14 protein-coding genes are annotated in these 18635 nt (G+C 70.6%); 10 read left to right on the top strand and 4 right to left on the bottom strand.

The window, feature by feature from the left end:
- Positions 1-91: 91 nt before the first annotated feature.
- The 4 genes from AB0I51_RS37975 to AB0I51_RS37960 all read right to left on the bottom strand — a co-directional run bounded on the left by AB0I51_RS37975 (position 92) and on the right by AB0I51_RS37960 (position 5648).
- A complete protein-coding gene (locus AB0I51_RS37975; protein WP_362982944.1) occupies positions 92-2473 on the bottom strand; it encodes a DUF3488 and transglutaminase-like domain-containing protein in 2382 nt (793 codons plus the stop codon).
- Positions 2470-3834: a DUF58 domain-containing protein gene (locus AB0I51_RS37970; protein WP_362982943.1), complete on the bottom strand. Its 1365-nt coding sequence runs from the start codon at positions 3832-3834 to the stop codon at positions 2470-2472. The genes AB0I51_RS37975 and AB0I51_RS37970 overlap by 4 nt, the downstream gene beginning before the upstream one ends.
- The gene (locus tag AB0I51_RS37965; protein ID WP_362982942.1) at positions 3834-4871 is read right to left on the bottom strand and encodes a MoxR family ATPase; all 1038 of its coding nucleotides are present in this window, start codon (positions 4869-4871) and stop codon (positions 3834-3836) included. The genes AB0I51_RS37970 and AB0I51_RS37965 overlap by 1 nt, the downstream gene beginning before the upstream one ends.
- A 228-nt stretch (positions 4872-5099) precedes the next feature.
- Positions 5100-5648, bottom strand: a complete 549-nt coding sequence (locus AB0I51_RS37960; protein ID WP_362982941.1) for a carbonic anhydrase — start codon at positions 5646-5648, stop codon at positions 5100-5102.
- Between the two features lie 416 nt (positions 5649-6064).
- On the opposite strand from AB0I51_RS37960, the gene rsmH reads away from it, so the two are divergent.
- The 10 genes from rsmH (at position 6065) to AB0I51_RS37910 (ending at position 18477) form a co-directional block, all read left to right on the top strand.
- The gene (rsmH, locus tag AB0I51_RS37955; RefSeq protein WP_362982940.1) at positions 6065-7021 is read left to right on the top strand and encodes a 16S rRNA (cytosine(1402)-N(4))-methyltransferase RsmH; all 957 of its coding nucleotides are present in this window, start codon (positions 6065-6067) and stop codon (positions 7019-7021) included.
- Positions 7022-7064: 43 nt separating this feature from the next.
- Positions 7065-7616, top strand: a complete 552-nt coding sequence (locus AB0I51_RS37950) for a hypothetical protein (protein WP_362982939.1) — start codon at positions 7065-7067, stop codon at positions 7614-7616.
- A 5-nt stretch (positions 7617-7621) separates the two neighbouring features.
- Positions 7622-9592, top strand: a complete 1971-nt coding sequence (locus AB0I51_RS37945) for a penicillin-binding protein 2 (protein WP_362982938.1) — start codon at positions 7622-7624, stop codon at positions 9590-9592.
- 161 nt (positions 9593-9753) lie between these two features.
- Positions 9754-11274: a UDP-N-acetylmuramoyl-L-alanyl-D-glutamate--2,6-diaminopimelate ligase gene (locus AB0I51_RS37940; RefSeq protein ID WP_362982994.1), complete on the top strand. Its 1521-nt coding sequence runs from the start codon at positions 9754-9756 to the stop codon at positions 11272-11274.
- A 4-nt stretch (positions 11275-11278) separates the two neighbouring features.
- Positions 11279-12685 (top strand): UDP-N-acetylmuramoyl-tripeptide--D-alanyl-D-alanine ligase, encoded by a 1407-nt coding sequence (gene murF, locus AB0I51_RS37935; RefSeq protein ID WP_362982937.1) that lies wholly within the window; start codon positions 11279-11281, stop codon positions 12683-12685.
- Entirely contained in the window at positions 12682-13755 is a 1074-nt protein-coding gene (gene mraY, locus AB0I51_RS37930) for a phospho-N-acetylmuramoyl-pentapeptide-transferase (protein ID WP_019067757.1), read from the top strand. Before murF ends, mraY begins: the two co-directional genes overlap by 4 nt.
- The gene (gene murD / locus AB0I51_RS37925) at positions 13737-15170 is read left to right on the top strand and encodes a UDP-N-acetylmuramoyl-L-alanine--D-glutamate ligase (RefSeq protein ID WP_362982936.1); all 1434 of its coding nucleotides are present in this window, start codon (positions 13737-13739) and stop codon (positions 15168-15170) included. The genes mraY and murD overlap by 19 nt, the downstream gene beginning before the upstream one ends.
- 21 nt (positions 15171-15191) lie before the next feature.
- Positions 15192-16559 (top strand): putative lipid II flippase FtsW, encoded by a 1368-nt coding sequence (ftsW, locus tag AB0I51_RS37920; RefSeq protein ID WP_362982935.1) that lies wholly within the window; start codon positions 15192-15194, stop codon positions 16557-16559.
- A 6-nt stretch (positions 16560-16565) separates the two neighbouring features.
- The gene (gene murG, locus AB0I51_RS37915; protein WP_362982934.1) at positions 16566-17657 is read left to right on the top strand and encodes an undecaprenyldiphospho-muramoylpentapeptide beta-N-acetylglucosaminyltransferase; all 1092 of its coding nucleotides are present in this window, start codon (positions 16566-16568) and stop codon (positions 17655-17657) included.
- 25 nt (positions 17658-17682) lie between these two features.
- Entirely contained in the window at positions 17683-18477 is a 795-nt protein-coding gene (locus AB0I51_RS37910; protein ID WP_362982933.1) for an FtsQ-type POTRA domain-containing protein, read from the top strand.
- The last annotated feature ends 158 nt before the right edge of the window (positions 18478-18635 follow it).

The raw sequence follows: 18635 nt of genomic DNA, 5'->3' as shown, positions 1-18635 counted from the left end.
GGACACGAGTGAGGGGGTGACCACCGAACCGGTGGTCACCCCCTCACGTATGTCTTGGTCCCTCCGCCGTTTCCGCGGAGGGACCAAGACATCAGCCCTGCTGTCCCGACGGCTTGCGCAGGGGCGGCCGGATCGCCGCCGCCCGCGCCGTCACGGACGCCCACCAGGCCGACAGCGCCCATACCACCCGGACGGTCGAGCGCGGGGCGACCATCGCGCGCAGCCGCGTGGAGCGGCTCGCCGTGTCCTGGAAACCGACGACCACCCGGCGCACGTCCTGCGCCAGCCCCGCCGTCGGCTGCGGCCGGGGCGCGTAGAGGACCTGCTCCACGGCGTCCGCCACCCGGTGCACCGAGGCGGCGGTCGGCGGATCGAGATGCCCGAGCCGCACGATCCGGGCGGCGGCCTTGCGCGGGGTCAGCGAATCGTCCGGCGAGATCCCGAAGTCCCAGGCCGTATCGGTCAGTTCTTCCCAGACCGCCAGTGTGTGCATGGCCGCGTCCGCCGCCGTACGGCCGTGCGCGCCCAGCCGTACCGAGCGTGTCCGGGTCCGCCAGAGCATCGGCGAGAACGGGGTCGTCAGCAGCAGCAGCGCGCCCAGGCCCAGCAGCGACATCCGCAGATACCACCACGGGCCCCTGCCGTCGTCGCCCGCCGCGAGCGCCGGGGCCTGGCTCTCGCAGCCCTCCAGCTTCTTCAGCTGGGCCGTGCAGCTCTCGCTCGCCGAGGGGGCGGCCGAGGGTGCCGTGCTCGTCGCGGCCGAGGAGCCGGCCGGGTCCGGGACGTCGCTGCCGGGCGTGGTCGACTGGGTGTACGACGGCACCGAGCCCCGGTTGGGGGTCGGCTCGAAGCGGGTCCAGCCGATGCCCTCGAAGTACAGCTCGGGCCAGGCGTGCGCGTCCTTCAGGCCCACCGACACGGTCTTGTTCGCCTCCGGGGTGCCGGGTGCGAAGCCCACCGCGACCCGGGCCGGAATGCCCAGGGTGCGGGCCATCGCCGCCATCGCGAAGGAGAAGTGGACGCAGAAACCCTGCTTGTCCTTGAGGAATTTCGCTATCGCGTTGCGGCCGGTACCGACGTCCACCTGGGTGTCGTACTGGAAGCCGCCGGTCACCGCGAAGTAGTCCTGGAGCTTGACCGCCTGCTCGTACGCGTTGGCCGCGCCCGCGGTGACCCGGCGGGCGGTCTGGGCCACCACCGCCGGCAGCGAGTTCGGCACCTTGGTGTACTGGGTCTCCAGGGCCTTCGACGGCGCCGGCGCGGTGGCCAGCTGCTCCGCGGTCGGCTCCACGTCGAGGCTGGTGACCGTGTAGGTCACCCCCCGCGTGCTCTGACCGTGGTCGCCCACGACCGTCATGCCCACGGGCTCGTAGCGCCAGCTGCCGTCGATTTTCACGCCGCTGGGCGGGTACGGCATCGGCAGCCAGTCCTGGGCGTACCAGTCCGCGGCCGAGATCCGGGTCGTGATCTTCGAGCGCTTCACGTCGGCGCCGAGACCGGTCGGCGTGGGGAACTTGTCCGGCACGCCCTCGATGTGACGCTGCGACGGCTTCCAGGTGATGCCGTCGAAGTCGTCGAGGGACACGATCCGCAGATACATGTCCGAGAGGTCGTTCGAGTCGGTGCGCAGGGCCAGGACCTGGCGGTTCTCGTCCACGTTCAGGCTGTCGCGCAGCGAGACCAGCGGGTTGACCGCGGAGATCGTGCCGCCGCCCCCGGTGCCCGCGCCCACACCGGTCCCGGCGGCGTCCAGCAGACCGCCCGAGATCGTGGGCAGCGGCAGCAGGGCGACGGCCAGCGCGACCGCGCCGATCCGCCGTCCGGTGCGGACCGGGGCGAGCGGCCCGGAGGAGTCCGAACCCGGGGCTGTGCGTGGAGCCCCGCCGAAGACCCGGCCCCACTGGGCGAGCCGGTCCCGGCCCTCGGACAGCAGCAGCATCAGATAGCCCGCCGCCGCGAACAGGAACCACAGCCAGTCGTAGCCGCTGTTCGACAGCCCGGCGGCCACCGAGTACAGGGCGAGCAGCGGCAGCCCGGCCGGAGCCGCGCTGCGGAAGGTGACCGCGAGCGTGTCCACGGCGAGGCCGATCACCAGCACACCGCCGATGATCATCAGCCGGATGCCGTCGTGCAGCGGTGCCGGGATCGCGTACCGCGAGACGTCGTCGGAGCCCTGCTGCAGCAGGTCGGCGAAGTGCTGGAAGGCCTCGGGGCCCGGGACGATCCCGGCGAAGGCCTGCGCACGGGCGAAGGCCAGGGTCAGCATCAGCAGCGTGACCAGGGCCTGCGCCGCGACGGTCAGCGGCCGGGCCAGCGGGACCCGCCGGGTCGCCGCGCCCACCCCGGCCTGGACCGCCAGCATGAAGCCGGCCTGGAAGATCCAGATCGCCGGGGAGACCAGGGGGATCAGCGCGGTGGACGCAAGCATCGTCGCCGCCCAGGCGCAGAGCGCCAGTCGTGCCCGCCCGCTCATCCCCATCCCTCCCCGAGACCGGTCGCGGTGATGCCGTTGCGCTCCCGGTCGGCCTGCCGCCACAGCTCGTTCAGTGACGCGCCGCGCGGCACGCCCAGGGCGGTCCAGCCCGCGTCGCGCAGCATCCGCAGCCGGTCCTCCTGCTCGTTCCCCGGTCCGGGTACGTCGGTCGGCTCGCGCACCCAGCCGCCGCTGTCCAGCACGAAGGCGAGGGCGCCCCCGCTGCGCTGCCGCATCCGGGCGACGATCGCCGCCTGTTCCTCGTCGAGGTCGCCGAAGAAGGCCACCAGCAACCCTTCGTTTCCGCCGCGCAGCAGGTCGTAGGCCCGGGACAGGCCGGCGCCGTCCGAGTGGTCGATCACCGCGAGAGTGTCCATCATCAGCCCGGCCGCGTCCGCCGACTCCTGGCTCGCGCCCGCGAACCCGTCGGCGCCCTCGCCGGGCACCGAGTTGCCGGTGTCGGTCAACAGCCGTACGGAGAAGCCCCGTTCCAGCATGTGCACCAGGACGGAGGCCGCGCCCGACACGGCCCACTCGAAGGCCGAGTCCGGGCCCTGGCCCGCGAAGGCGATGCCCCGGGTGTCGAGGAGCACCGTGCAGCGGGCGCGCTGCGGCTGCTCCTCGCGGCGCACCATCAGCTCGCCGTAGCGGGCGGTGGAGCGCCAGTGCACGCGGCGCAGGTCGTCGCCGTAGCGGTAGCCGCGCGGGATCACGTCGTCCTCGCCGGCCAGGGCCAGCGAGCGGTTCCGTCCGTCGCCGTACCCCTTGGCCTCGCCGCTGAGGCGGACCGGGGGCAGGGCCTCCACGCGCGGGATCACGGTCAGGGTGTCGAACGTCGAGAAGGAGCGGGTCAGTTCGCACATCCCGAAGGGGTCGGTCAGACGCAGCTGCAACGGGCCCAGGGGGTAGCGGCCGCGCAGGTCGGAGCGGACCCGGTAGGACACCTCGCGCCGGCCGCCCGCCTCCACCCGGTCCAGGACGAACCGGGGGCGCGGGCCGAGCACGTACGGCACCCGGTCCTGGAGCATCAGCAGGCCCGTGGGCAGCCGCGAGACGTTGTCCATCCGCAGATGGACGCGGGCCTCGCTGCCGGCGGGCACGCGCGCGGGGGAGAGCCGGCGGCTGCCGGCGACCCGGTACCGGGTGCGGTAGAGCACGGTCGCGCAGACCAGGGGCAGCACGGCCAGCAGCAGTCCGACCCGGAGCAGATCGCCCTGCCCCAGGACGTACGCGCAGACGGCCGCCGCGATACCGGCGGCCAGGAACGAACGGCCGCGGGTGGTCAGCCCCGCCAGGGCCGTACGGACACCGCCCTTCTCGTCCCGTTCGGGCTCCGGGACACCCGGCCCCCCGACGGCCATCACAGCCTCCGGGGCGGCTGCTCGCCGTAGGACGCAGTGCCGCGGCCGATGCCGAAGCTGCTCTGCTGCGGCGGCGCCGCGGGCACGGGGGTGCGCTGCAGGATCTCCTGGACGACCTGCTCCGCCGTCCGGCGGTTCAGCTGGGCCTGCGCGGTGGGCAGCAGGCGGTGGGCCAGGACCGCGACCGCGAGCGCCTGGATGTCGTCCGGCAGCGCGTACTCACGGCCGCTCAGGGCGGCGGACGCCTTCGCCGCGCGCAGCAGATGCAGCGTCGCGCGCGGGGAGGCGCCGAGTCTGAGGTCGGGGTGGGTGCGGGTGGCGGAGACCAGCTCCACCGCGTACCTGCGCACCGCGTCGGCGACATGGACGCCGCGGACCGCCTCGACCAGCTTGACGATGTCGTGCGCGTGGGCCACGGGCTGGAGGTCGTCCAGCGGGCTCACCCCGCCGTGGATGTCCAGCATCTGCAGTTCGGCCTCCGCGCTGGGATAGCCGATGGAGACCCGGGCCATGAAGCGGTCGCGCTGGGCCTCGGGCAGCGGATAGGTGCCCTCCATCTCGACCGGGTTCTGCGTGGCGACCACCATGAAGGGGCTGGGCAGCTCGTAGGTCTGGCCGTCGCTGGTGACCTGCCGCTCCTCCATCGACTCCAGGAGCGCGGACTGCGTCTTCGGCGAGGCGCGGTTGATCTCGTCGCCGATCACGATCTGCGCGAAGATGGCGCCCGGTTTGAACTCGAAGTCCTGCCGCTGCTGGTCCCAGATGGACACACCGGTGATGTCCGAGGGCAGCAGGTCCGGCGTGAACTGGATTCGCCGCACCGAACAGTCGATCGACCGCGCCAGCGCCTTGGCCAGCATTGTCTTGCCCACGCCCGGAACGTCCTCGATCAGAAGATGTCCCTCGGCGAGCAGCACGGTCAGCGAAAGCCGTACGACCTCGGGCTTGCCCTCGATCACTCCTTCCACCGAACTGCGGACTCGCTCCACAGTGGCGGTCAGATCTGTAAGGCTCGCTCGATCGTCATAGGTCGTCACCCGGCCCTCCTCGGCCCGTTCTTTCCATGGGCCGGCGCACGCACTGCGGACCGGCCCACCCCGAAACACGGACGGCACGCGGGAATAGTTCCGCGTGACGCCACACCCGCATTCTTGTTGCCGTTACCGGTTCGTGTCACTCGCCTGTGGACAACTGCCTTCGCTTTGTCGGGTCTTACGACCTTTTGGGTGGTCCGAGGCGGGAGTTTTTCGGGGCGGGCGGGTGCGTCAGGCGGGGTCGATTTCGCGCAGCAGACCCGACCTCACGTCGAACACGAAGCCGCGCACATCATCAGTGTGCGGCAGGAACGGTGAGGTGCGCACACGCTGCATGGACTGCCGTACGTCCTGCTCGACGTCCCGGAAGGCCTCCACCGCCCAGGCGGGGCGCTGGCCGACCTCCATCTCCAGGTCGTGCCGGAACTCCTCGGTGAGGGACTCCAGGCCGCAGCCGGTGTGGTGGATGAGCACGACGCTGCGGGTGCCGAGCGCCCGCTGGCTGATGGTGAGGGAGCGGATGACGTCGTCGGTGACGACACCGCCCGCGTTGCGGATGGTGTGGCAGTCGCCGAGCTGGAGGCCCAGCGCCGCGTGCAGGTCGAGCCGGGCGTCCATGCAGGCCACGACGGCCACCTGGAGGACGGGGTGGGCGTCCATCCCCGGATCGGTGAACGCGGCGGCGTACCGCGCATTGGCCTCGACGAGGCGGTCCGTCACGGTCCCGCCGTGAGCTATGGCGCCTTCGGACTCTGTGGGTACGGATGCGGAGGTCGTCATACCTATGACGGTACTGGTCACCGGCGGTGCGGTCTTGGTGCGGGATGGGAAAAAGAGCGTCATTGCGTCCTCTTGTGAGGTAACCCACACGGGTGGCGGGGGTGCGCCCGCGTGGGTGATTCTTCCCATTTTGAGGCTTCGCACGCACCTCCGCCCACGACGCGCAGGCCGGTTGATTGACCGTGAGACAGCGTGGACTAAAGTTGCGCGAAGCGGGAGGCGAGGCCTCCCTGCTGGACTTTTCCCGGAGACCCCGGCGACTTTCCGGATTCTCCCCACGTGCGCGGCGCGTACGTACGGCTCGGCCTCCTCCCGCTCCCGGTCGGCTGACGCTTCCGGCGCCGGCAGGCCTTCCCCTTCCTGAGCGGGCGGGGACCCGGCGGTGCGTACGGGCCCGCCGGACCTGAGAGGGCCCCTTGAGCAACAGTCGACACGTCCCGGTGATGCTCCAGCGGTGCCTGGACCTGTTGGCACCCGCCCTGGAGCGGCCGGGAGCGGTGGTCGTCGACTGCACCCTCGGCCTCGGCGGCCACAGCGAGGCACTGCTCGCACGCTTCCCCGAGGCCCGCCTCGTCGCCCTCGACCGCGACAAGGAGGCCCTGCGCCTCTCCGGCGAGCGCCTCGCCCTCTTCGGGGAGCGCGCCACCCTCGTGCATGCCGTCTACGACGAGCTGCCCGACGTACTGGAGCGGCTCGGCCTCGCGCGCGTGGAGGGCGTCCTGTTCGACCTCGGCGTCTCCTCCATGCAGTTGGACGAGGCCGACCGCGGCTTCGCCTACGCTCAGGACGCGCCCCTGGACATGCGCATGGACCAGACGACCGGCATCAGCGCCGCCGAGGTCCTCAACACCTATCCGGCGGGCGAACTCGTGCGGATCCTGCGGGCGTACGGCGAGGAGAAGCAGGCCAAGCGGATCGTGTCCGCGGTCGTACGGGAACGCGACAAGGAGCCGTTCAGCAACAGCGCGCGGCTCGTCGAGCTGATCCGCGACTCGCTGCCGCAGGCCGCCAAGCGCACCGGCGGCAACCCGGCCAAGCGCACCTTCCAGGCGCTGCGCATCGAGGTCAACGGCGAACTGTCCGTCCTGGAGCGGGCGATTCCCGCCGCCGTGAAGTCCCTTGCCGTGGGCGGCCGGATCGCCGTCCTGTCGTACCACTCGCTCGAAGACCGCCTGGTGAAGCAGGTGTTCGCGGCCGGTGCCGCCAATACCGCGCCTCCTGGACTGCCGGTGGTGCCCGAGCAGTACCAGCCCCGGCTCAAGCTCCTGACGCGCGGTGCCGAACTTCCCACCGAGGAAGAGGTCGCCGAGAACCGGCGGGCGGCACCCGCGCGGCTGCGGGGGGCCGAGCGCATCAGGGAGGACATCGGGTGAGTACGTACCAAGTCGGGCGGGGCGTGGGGTGCGGGGTGCGAGGGTGAGTAGGAAACCCGAACTGAGAGGCAGGGCCGCCCGGCTTGCGCGGCTCTTCCCGACCGGCCCCGGACAGGCGGCCCGTACCCCGTTCGTCCTCCTTGTCGTGCTCCTCCTCGGCGGCGGCCTGATCGGCCTGCTCGTGCTGAACTCCGCGCTCAGCGAGGGGCAGTTCAAGCTGGACGACCTCCAGAAGCAGACCAAGAGCCTCACCGACGAGGAACAGGCCCTCCAGCGGGACGTCGACGCCTACTCCGCCCCCGACGCCCTCCAGCGCCGCGCACACGAACTGGGCATGGTGCCCGGGGGAGACCCCGCCTTCCTCGACCCGAACGGCACCGTGAAGGGTGTCCCGGAGCAGGCCGCCGCCGAGAAGACCTCGGCGGACACACCGGTGGTTCTCGCCCCGGAGGCGCTCATCAGCAGGCCGAGCCAGAGCCCGCCCCGCGCGGCCGGCGCGACAGCACCGGTGCCCGCCCCCACCCCGGCCCGGTCCGTACCGCCCGCGCAGTCCACGGCAGTTCAGTCCTCCACCCCGACTACACCCGGCAGGTGACGGAAGTGTCCGACAGGGAACCGCCGCGCCGCCGAGTGCCCGGACCGGCCAGGCCCGAACGGCCCGATGCCCGGCGCCGCCCCGGGCCCGGCGCCCGCCCGGCCCGCCGCCCGGCATCTGCCGCTCCCGCCGCTCGCCCGGGAGGCCCGCGCTCCCTCCGGCTCGGCAGCCCCCGCCCCCGGCTGCGGATGATCAGCCTCGCGCTGACCCTCGTCCTCATCGCGTTCGTCGTACGCCTGCTCCAGGTGCAGGCCGTCGACGCGAGCGCGTACGCCGCCAAGGCCGCGCAGAACCGCTACGTCGACTACGTCCTGGCCGCCGAGCGCGGTGAGATCACCGACCGCTCCGGGGTGGCCCTCGCGACCAGCGTGGACGCGTACACGATCACCGCCGACCCGACGCTGTTCACCCGCAAGCAGCTGAAGATCGACGACGGACCCGAGCAGGCGGCCGCCCTCCTCGCCCCGATCCTCGGCGTGGACCAGGCCTCGATCGTCAAGAAGCTCAGGCCGGCGAACAAGAACCTGCGCTACGTGGTGCTCGCCAACCGGCAGACCCCGCAGGTCTGGAAGCAGATCAAGGACCTGAAGAGCGCGCTCACCACCAAGTCGGGAACCGACCCGACCACGGTCAACGTCCTTGCCGGTGTCCTCGCCGTCCCCACCACCAAGCGCGTGTACCCGAACGGTGATCTCGCCGCCGGGATACTGGGCTGGGTCAATGCCGACGGCAAGGGCGGCGGCGGGGTCGAGCAGCAGCTGAACCAGGACCTGACCGGCAAGGACGGCAAGGTCCGCTACGCACAGTCGGGCGGCCTCCAGGTGCCCACCGCGGGCTCCACGGAGACGCCCGCCGTGCCCGGTTCCGACGTCGAGCTGACCATCGACCGCGACATCCAGTGGGCCGCGCAGAACGCCATCACGGAGCAGGTGAAGAAGTCCAAGGCGGACCGCGGGTACGTGATAGTGCAGGACACCCGCACCGGAGAGATCCTCGCCATGGCCAACGCGCCCGGCTTCGACCCGAACGACCTCGCCCAGGCCAACGCGGCCTCCCTGGGCAACGCGGCCCTCCAGGACGCCTACGAGCCCGGTTCCACCGCCAAGGTCATGACGATGGCCGCCGTACTCCAGGAGAACGTGGCCACCCCGCTGACGCATGTCGTCGTGCCGAACCGGCTGCACCGCGGCGACCGCCTCTTCCAGGACGACGTCGACCACGCGACCTGGAACCTGACGCTCAACGGAGTCCTCGCCAAGTCCAGCAACATCGGCACCATCGAGGCGGCCGGCCAGCTCGGCAAGACGCAGGCGCAGGCCAACGAGGTCCTGTACTCGTATCTGCACAAGTTCGGCATCGGCACCTACAGCGGGCTCGACTTCCCCGGCGAGACGAAGGGCATCCTCGCGCCCCCGGACAAGTGGTCGACCTCGCAGCAGTACACGATTCCTTTCGGCCAGGGCATGTCCCTCAACGCGCTCCAGGCGGCCTCCGTCTACTCGACGGTCGCCAACGGCGGAGTCCGGATCGAACCCACCCTGGTGCGCGGCACGAAGGGGCCCGACGGCCGCTTCACACCTGCGGCGACGCCCAAGAAGACCAGGGTCATCAGTGCGAAGACGGCGAAGACCCTCGCCCAGATGCTGGAGTCCGTGGTGGACGACGAGCAGGGCACGGGTGGTAAGGCGGCCATTCCGGGGTACCGGGTGGCGGGCAAGACCGGCACCGCCAACCGCGTGGATCCGGCCACCGGCAAGTACAAGGGCTACACCTCGTCGTTCGCCGGGTTCGCGCCCGCCGACAACCCCCGCATCACCGTCTACTGCGCGATCCAGAACGCCACCAGCGGAAGCTACTTCGGCGGTCAGATCTGCGGACCGATCTACAAGCAGGTGATGGAGTTCGCCCTCAAGACCCTCCAGGTCCCGCCCACCGGGGCGAAGGCCGCGAACCTGCCCGTGACCTTCACTCCCTGATCAGCGCAACAGCCAGGAACCGATCCGTGACCATGATCACCTCCCAGTCCGGGAACCAGGGCGAGCCCCGCCCCTCGCTTCGCTCCGAGGCGGGTGCGCCCGGTACGCTCACCGCCGTGCCACCCGCCGATCAGTCCCAAACCCCCCAGAAGGGCGCATCCGTGACATACCCGGGGCCGCCCAGGCCGGCGCAGCTTTCCGCCACACCCCTCGCGGAACTCGCCGACCAACTGGGCGCCACCGTGCCGACGACGACCGCCGAGGTCACGGGTATCACCCATGACTCGCGCGCCGTCCGCCCCGGCGACCTGTACGCCGCGCTGCCCGGCGCCCGTGTGCACGGCGCCGACTTCGTGACCCAGGCGGCGGGCCTCGGCGCCGTGGCCGTTCTCACGGACCCGGCCGGCGCCGACCGCGCGGCGGCAACCGGCCTGCCCGTGCTGGTCGTAGCCGATCCGCGCGGGCAGATGGGCGAGCTGGCGGCGACCATCTACGGTCACCCCGGCCGCGATCTGCTCCAGATCGGCATCACCGGCACCTCCGGGAAGACGACCACCGCGTACCTCGTGGAGGGCGGCCTGAGAACGGTCCGGTCCACCGGTCTGATCGGCACGGTCGAGACGCGCATCGGCGACGAGCGCGTGAAGTCGGAGCGGACGACCCCCGAAGCCACCGATATCCAGGCCCTGTTCGCGGTCATGCTGGAGCGCGGGGTCGACGCGGTCGCGATGGAGGTCTCCAGCCACGCGCTGGTCCTCGGCCGGGTCGACGCCTGCGTCTTCGACATCGCGGTCTTCACCAACCTCAGCCCGGAGCACATGGAGTTCCACTCGGGCATGGAGGACTACTTCCAGGCCAAGGCACAGCTGTTCACCCCGCTGCGCAGCCGGCAGGGAGTGGTCAATCTCGACGACGAGTACGGCCGCAGGCTCGCCGCCGAGGCCACTGTCCCCGTGGTCACCTACTCTGCAGAGGGCCACCCGGACGCCGACTGGCGCGCCGTGGACGTCCAAGTCGGCCCGATGGACTCGACGTTCACCGCGGTCGGCCCCAAGGGCGAGCTGATCAGCGCGAGGTCGCCGCTGGCCGGCTCCTTCAACGTGGCCAACACCCTCGCCGCGGTCGCCGCCCTGGCCACCGCGGGCCTCGACCCGCAGCTCGCCGCCGACGGCATCGCCGCCGTGCCGGGTGTGCCGGGGCGCCTGGAGCGCGTGGACGCCGGACAGCCGTATCTCGCGGTCGTCGACTACGCCCACAAGACGGACGCCGTCGAGTCGGTCCTGCGCGCGCTGCGCAAGGTCACCGAGGGCAAGCTGCACGTCGTGCTCGGCTGCGGCGGGGACCGGGACAAGACCAAGCGCGAGCCGATGGGCGCCGCTGTCGCCCGGCACGCCGACACCGCCGTACTGACCTCCGACAACCCCCGCTCCGAGGACCCCCTCGCGATCCTCGCGACCATGCTCCAGGGGGCGGCGTCCGTACCGGCGCACGAGCGCGGCGAGGTCCAGGTCTTCGAGGACCGGGCCGCCGCCATCGCCGCCGCCGTCGCCCGCGCACGGCCGGGGGACACCGTGCTGGTCGCGGGCAAGGGCCACGAGCAGGGCCAGGACATCGCCGGAGTGGTCCGTCCCTTCGACGACCGCCAGGTGCTTCGCGAAGCTATCCAGAAGACCCAGGGATGAACTTGTGATCGCCCTCTCCCTCGCCGAGATCGCAGAAGTCGTCGGCGGGCAGACGCACGACATACCGGATCCGTCCGTCCAGGTCACCGGCCCGGTGGTCCGTGACTCCAGGGAAGTGGAACCAGGCAGCCTCTTCGTCGCCTTCGTGGGCGAGCGCGTCGACGGCCACGACTTCGCGGACGCGGTCGTCGGGGCGGGCGCGGTGGCCCTCCTGGCGTCCCGCCCGGTCGGCGTCCCCGCGATCGTCGTGGACGACGTCCAGAGCGCCCTGGGCGCCCTCGCCCGCCATGTCGTACGACGGCTCGGCGCGACCCTCGTCGCCCTCACCGGCTCGGCCGGCAAGACCAGCACCAAGGACCTCATCGCCCAGGTGCTCTCGCGCAAGGCGCCCACGGTGTTCACGCCGGGATCGTTCAACAATGAGATCGGGCTGCCGCTGACCGCGCTGAGCGCCACCGACGAGACGAGGTTCCTCGTCCTGGAGATGGGCGCCCGCGGGATCGGTCACATCCGCTATCTCACGGATCTGACGCCCCCGCAGATCGGCCTCGTCCTCAACGTCGGCACCGCCCACATCGGCGAGTTCGGCGGCCGGGAGCAGATCGCGCAGGCAAAGGGCGAACTCGTAGAGGCACTCCCGGAAGACGGGGCGGCGATCCTCAACGCCGACGATCCGCTCGTACGGGCCATGGCATCCCGTACGAAGGCGAAGGTGATCCTTTTCGGAGAGTCCGGCGAAGCGGACGTACGGGCCGAGAACGTGAGACTCACGGACAGCGGACAGCCCGCCTTCAGCCTTCACACACCCTCCGGGTGCAGCGAAGTGACCATGCGCCTGTACGGTGAGCACCACGTGTCGAACGCGCTCGCCGCGGCCGCCGTCGCCCATGAGCTGGGCATGTCCGCAGACGAGATCGCCACCGCGCTCTCCGAGGCGGGCTCCCTCTCCCGCTGGCGGATGGAGGTCACCGAGCGACCGGACGGCGTGACCATCGTCAACGACGCCTACAACGCGAACCCCGAGTCCATGCGAGCCGCCTTGCGCGCGCTCGCGGCCATGGGCAAGGGACGCAGGACCTGGGCGGTGCTCGGCAAGATGGCCGAGCTCGGGGACGAGGCGCTCGCCGAGCACGACGCGGTCGGACGGCTGGCCGTCCGGCTCAATGTCGGCAAGCTCGTCGCGGTCGGGGGCAGGGAAGCGTCCTGGCTGCAACTGGGCGCATATAACGAGGGTTCGTGGGGTGAGGAGTCGGTGCACGTGTCCGACGCACAGGCGGCGGTCGACCTGTTGCGCAGCGAGTTGCGCCCGGGAGACGTCGTTCTCGTGAAGGCGTCCCGGTCGGTCGGTCTGGAGAGCGTGGCGCAGGCGCTCGTCGAGGCCGGTACCGAGGGTGAGGTTGCCGCCCGATGATGAAGCAGATCCTGTTCTCAGGAGTCATCGGCCTGTTCCTGACCCTGGTGGGCACCCCGCTGCTGATCAAGCTGCTGGCCCGCAAGGGCTACGGCCAGTACATCCGCGACGACGGCCCGCGCGAGCACGCCAGCAAGCGCGGTACGCCGACGATGGGCGGTATCGCCTTCATCTTCGCGACGGTCGCCGCGTACTTCCTGTCCAAGGTCATCACCGGTTACGCGCCGACCTATTCGGGTCTGCTGGTGCTCGGTCTGATGGTCGGGATGGGCCTGGTCGGCTTCCTCGACGACTACATCAAGATCGTCAAGCGGCGTTCGCTGGGCCTGCGGGCCAAGGCGAAGATGGCCGGCCAGCTGATCGTCGGCATCAGCTTCGCGGTGCTCGCCCTGCAGTTCCAGGACGCCCGCGGCAACACCCCGGCGTCCACGAAGCTGTCGTTCATCACGGACTTCGGCTGGAAGATCGGCCCGATCCTGTTCGTGATCTGGGCGCTGTTCATGATTCTCGCGATGTCGAACGGCGTGAACCTGACGGACGGTCTGGACGGCCTCGCCACCGGCGCCTCGGTCCTGGTCTTCGGCGCCTACACCTTCATCGGTGTCTGGCAGTTCCAGGAGTCCTGCGCCAACGCGCAGACCCTGACCAACCCGAACGCCTGCTACGAGGTGCGCGATCCGCTGGACCTCGCGGTCATCGCCTCCGCGCTGATGGGCGCCTGCCTGGGCTTCCTGTGGTGGAACACCTCGCCGGCCAAGATCTTCATGGGTGACACGGGCTCACTCGCCCTCGGCGGTGTCCTCACCGGTCTGGCGATCCTCTCCCGCACCGAGCTGCTGGTCGCCATCATGGGTGGCCTCTTCGTCCTCATCACCATGTCGGTGGTCATCCAGGTCGGCTCCTTCAAGCTGACCGGCAAGCGGGTCTTCCGAATGGCCCCGCTCCAGCACCACTTCGAACTCAAGGGCTGGTCCGAAGTGCTCGTGGTGGTCCGTTTCTGGATCATCCAGGGCATCTGCGTGATCGTCGGCCTGGGCCTCTTCTACGCGGGATGGGCAGCGGAAAAGTGACCGATGGGCAGGGGCTCTCCTGGGAGGGCAAGCACGTCACCGTCGCCGGACTCGGGGTCTCCGGGATCCCGGCGGCCAAGGTCCTGCACGGACTCGGCGCGCTCGTCACGGTCGTCAACGACGGCGCCGACGAGCGCTCCCGGGCCCAGGCGGCCGACCTGGAGGCGCTCGGCATCATCGTGCGCCTCGGCGACGGTGCGACCCTGCCCGAGGGCACCGAACTGATCGTCACCACCCCCGGCTGGCAGCCCGACAAGCCGCTGTTCACGGCGGCCCGGGCAGCCGGCGTCGAGATCTGGGGCGACGTAGAACTCGCGTGGCGCCTGCGCGGTCCCGACGCGGCCCCCTGGCTGGCCGTCACCGGCACCAACGGCAAGACCACCACCGTCCAGATGCTCGCCTCCATCCTGAAGGCGGGCGGCATGCGCACGGCCGCCGTCGGCAACATCGGCGTCTCGGTCCTGGACGCCGTACTCGGGGACGAGCAGTACGACGTCCTCGCCGTCGAACTGTCGAGCTATCAGCTGCACTGGGCGCCCTCGGTGCGCGCCCACTCCGCCGCCGTCCTGAACCTGGCGCCCGATCACCTCGACTGGCACGGCTCGATGGAGGCGTACGCCGCCGACAAGGGCCGTATCTACGAAGGCAATCGGGTCGCCTGCGTCTACAACGTCGCCGACAAGGCCACCGAGGACCTGGTCCGCGAGGCCGACGTCGAAGAGGGGTGCCGGGCGATCGGGTTCACGCTGGGCAGCCCCGGGCCGTCCCAACTCGGCGTCGTGGACGGCATTCTGGTGGACCGTGCCTTCGTCGAGGACCGGCAGCGGAACGCGCAGGAACTCGCCGAGGTCCCGGACGTCAATCCGCCCGCCCCGCACAACATCGCCAACGCCCTTGCCGCAGCGGCCCTCGCGCGCGCCTTCGGGGTGCCCGCCAAGGCCGTACGGGACGGGCTGCGGGCCTTCACGCCCGACGCGCACCGCATCGCGCACGTGGCCGATGTGGACGGTGTCGCGTACATCGACGACTCCAAGGCCACCAACACCCATGCGGCGGAAGCCTCGTTGGCGGCCTACGAGTCGATCGTGTGGATCGCGGGCGGGCTCGCCAAGGGCGCCACCTTCGACGAACTGGTCGCCAAGTCGGCAAAGCGACTTCGGGGTGTGGTGCTGATCGGCGCCGATCGTGCGCTCATCCGGGAAGCCCTGGCGCGACACGCGCCGGAAGTACCCGTCGTCGACCTCGCCCGGACCGACACTGGGGCGATGCTCGCGGCTGTCCAGGAGGCACAGCGGCTCGCCGCCGCCGGCGACACGGTGCTGCTCGCCCCGGCCTGCGCCTCCATGGACATGTTCGCCAACTACAACAAGCGCGGTGACGCGTTCGCCCAGGCGGTTCGCGAACTCGGCGCCTGACCGACGTGAGCGGAGGCGCTGATGCCCAGTAGCCGTACCGGCCGGCCGCCCGTGCAGCAGCGGACCCCCAGACGTCCCGCCGCCGCACGGACCGTACGGGACAACCCCGTACGACGGTTGTACGCCAACGCGCGCCGGGCCTGGGACCGGCCGCTGACCGCCTACTACCTGATCGCCGGCGGCAGCGTGCTGATCACCGTGCTCGGTCTGGTGATGGTGTACTCGGCCTCCCAGATCACGGCACTCCAACTGTCGCTGCCCGGCTCGTATTTCTTCCGCAAACAGTTCCTCGCCGCCTGTATCGGCGGGGTGCTGGCGCTGGCCGCCTCGCGGATGCCGGTCAAACTGCACCGGGCGCTGGCCTATCCGATCCTCGCGGGCGCCGTCTTCATGATGGCGCTGGTGCAGCTGCCGGGGATAGGGATGTCGGTCAACGGCAACCGCAACTGGATCTCGCTCGGCGGCTCCTTCCAGATCCAGCCCAGCGAGTTCGGCAAGCTGGCCCTCGTGCTGTGGGGCGCCGACCTGCTCGCCCGCAAACAGGACAAGGCGATGCTGTCCCAGTGGAAGCACATGCTGGTACCGCTGGTGCCGGTCGCGTTCATGCTGCTCGGGCTGATCATGCTCGGCGGCGACATGGGTACGGCGATCATCCTCACCGCGATCCTGTTCGGCCTGCTCTGGCTGGCCGGAGCGCCGACCCGGCTCTTCGCCGGCGTGCTGTCGATCGCGGCCGTGATCGGTGTGATCCTCATCAAGACCAGCCCCAACCGCATGGCCCGGCTCGCCTGCATCGGCGCCACCGAACCCAAGACCGGAGTCGCCGACTGCTGGCAGGCGGTGCACGGGATCTACGCGCTCGCATCCGGCGGGATCTTCGGCTCCGGGCTCGGCGCGAGTGTGGAGAAATGGGGTCAACTCCCCGAAGCCCACACCGACTTCATCTTCGCCGTCACCGGTGAGGAACTGGGCCTGGCGGGCACGCTGTCGGTCCTCGCCCTCTTCGCGGCTCTAGGCTATGCGGGTATCCGCGTGGCCGGACGCACGGAGGACCCCTTCGTGAGGTATGCCGCGGGAGGCGTGACCACCTGGATCACCGCTCAGGCGGTGATCAACATCGGTGCGGTGCTCGGCCTGCTGCCGATCGCCGGCGTCCCGCTCCCGCTGTTCTCCTACGGGGGTTCCGCCCTGCTGCCGACCATGTTCGCCATCGGGTTGCTGATCGCCTTCGCGCGCGACGACCCCGCTGCGCGGGCGGCGCTTGCGATGCGGCAACCCCGCTTTGGTAGAAAACGGGGGGCCAGGGGACCCGGTTCCGGCCGGAGTCCCCGCAGATGGAACACGATGCGACGGCGTGCCTCGGCGGCGCGTTCGTCCGGAGAGCGGTGAATTTCGGTGCATGTCGTACTCGCCGGTGGGGGGACCGCCGGCCACATCGAGCCCGCGCTCGCCCTCGCGGACGCCCTGCGCAGGCAGGACCCCACCGTGGGGATCACGGCGCTGGGCACGGAACGCGGCCTTGAGACCCGCCTCGTACCCGAGCGGGGCTACGAACTCGCGCTGATCCCCGCCGTACCGCTGCCCCGCAAGCCCACCCCGGAACTGATCACCGTGCCGGGCCGGCTGCGCGGCACGATCAAGGCCGCCGAGCAGATCCTGGAGCGCACCAAGGCGGACTGTGTTGTCGGCTTCGGCGGCTATGTGGCGCTGCCCGGCTACCTCGCGGCCAAGCGCCTCGGGGTGCCGATCGTGATCCACGAGGCCAACGCCAGGCCCGGGTTGGCCAACAAGATCGGCTCGCGGTACGCGGCCCGGGTCGCCGTCTCCACCCCGGACAGCAAGCTGCGCGACGCCCGCTACATCGGCATCCCGCTGCGCCGCTCCATCGCCCTCCTGGACCGCGCGGCCGTACGGCCCGAGGCCCGGGCCGCGTTCGGGCTCGACCCGAACCTGCCGACGCTGCTGGTCTCCGGCGGCTCGCAGGGTGCCCGCCACCTCAACGAGGTGATCGAGCGGGTCGCGCCCTACCTCCAACAGGCCGGAATCCAGATCCTGCACGCGGTCGGCCCGAAGAACGAACTGCCGCAGGTGCACCAGATGCCGGGGATGCCCCCCTACATCCCGGTACCGTACGTGGACCGGATGGACCTCGCGTACGCCGCGGCCGACATGATGCTCTGCCGCGCGGGTGCGATGACCGTCGCCGAACTCTCCGCCGTCGGACTCCCGGCCGCCTACGTCCCGCTGCCCATCGGCAACGGCGAACAGCGGCTGAACGCCCAGCCGGTGGTCAAGGCCGGCGGCGGACTCCTGGTCGACGACGCGGAACTGACGCCCGAGTGGGTCCAGGGCAACGTCCTGCCCGTGCTCGCCGACCCGCACCGGCTCTACGAGATGTCGCGCGCGGCAAGCGAGTTCGGCCGCCGGGACGCCGACGACCTGCTCGTCGGCATGGTGTACGAGGCGATCGCCTCACGGCATCGCTAGTCAAATGTGAGAGAGGCAGGGGAGCGTGGCCGGACCGAGCACCGCCGAGCGCGGTGAACGCCAACAGGAGTCGTCCGGCCCGCCCCTTGTCCGGCGTCTGGGGCCGCGACGCCTTCGTCTGATTGTCGTACTCGCCCTCGTGGCAGTCCTGTTGGGCGCCGCCACGGTCTGGCTGCTCTACGGCTCGCAGTGGCTGCGAGTGGAGAAGGTGTCGGTCTCCGGGACCGAGGTCCTGACGCCGGAGCAGGTGCGCGAAGCCGCCGGAGTTCCGGTCGGTGGACCGCTCATTTCCGTCGACACCGATGCGATCGAAGCCCGACTCCGCAGGAAATTGCCCCGAATTGACACCGTTGACGTAGTCCGTTCCTGGCCTCATGGAATCGGGCTGAAAGTGACCGAACGCAGCCCGGTCCTCGTGGTGAAAAAGGGCGGAAACTTCATCGAAGTGGACGACGAGGGTGTGCGATTCGCGACCGTCTCCACGCCACCGAAGTCCATCCCCGCCCTCGAATTGACGCTCTCCCGAACAGCTTCGTCCGCCGTCGGCCTGCGCCGTTTCGGCGAGGACCGACTCGTCCGCGAGGCGGTGCGCGTCGCGGGTGACATTCCGGCCGCGGTCGCGCGCGACACACAGGTCGTCAAGGTCCGTTCCTACGACGACATCTCACTGGAGTTGAGCGGCGGCCGGACCGTCTCATGGGGAAGCGGCGACAAGGGCGCGGCGAAGGCGCGTACGCTCACCGCTCTCATGAAAGCAGCTTCCGGAGCCCGGCACTTCGACGTAAGTGTGCCCACCGCCCCTGCGTCAGCCGGGAGTTGACGCACATTCGCGCAGGCCAGCACCCTGGTTGGGCAGCGCTACGGCTGATCACATAGGGTGAAAAGAAAAACGGGAGGTTCGGCGTGTTCGTTGAACGTGCGCCACTTGTCGACTTAGTGTCCTGTTCAGAAGACTTCAAGGAACGGACACACTGGTAA

Source organism: Streptomyces sp. NPDC050549, assembly GCF_040655035.1.
In the GTDB taxonomy this organism is placed as follows: domain Bacteria; phylum Actinomycetota; class Actinomycetes; order Streptomycetales; family Streptomycetaceae; genus Streptomyces.
This window is presented reverse-complemented; position numbering and strand designations above follow the sequence as displayed.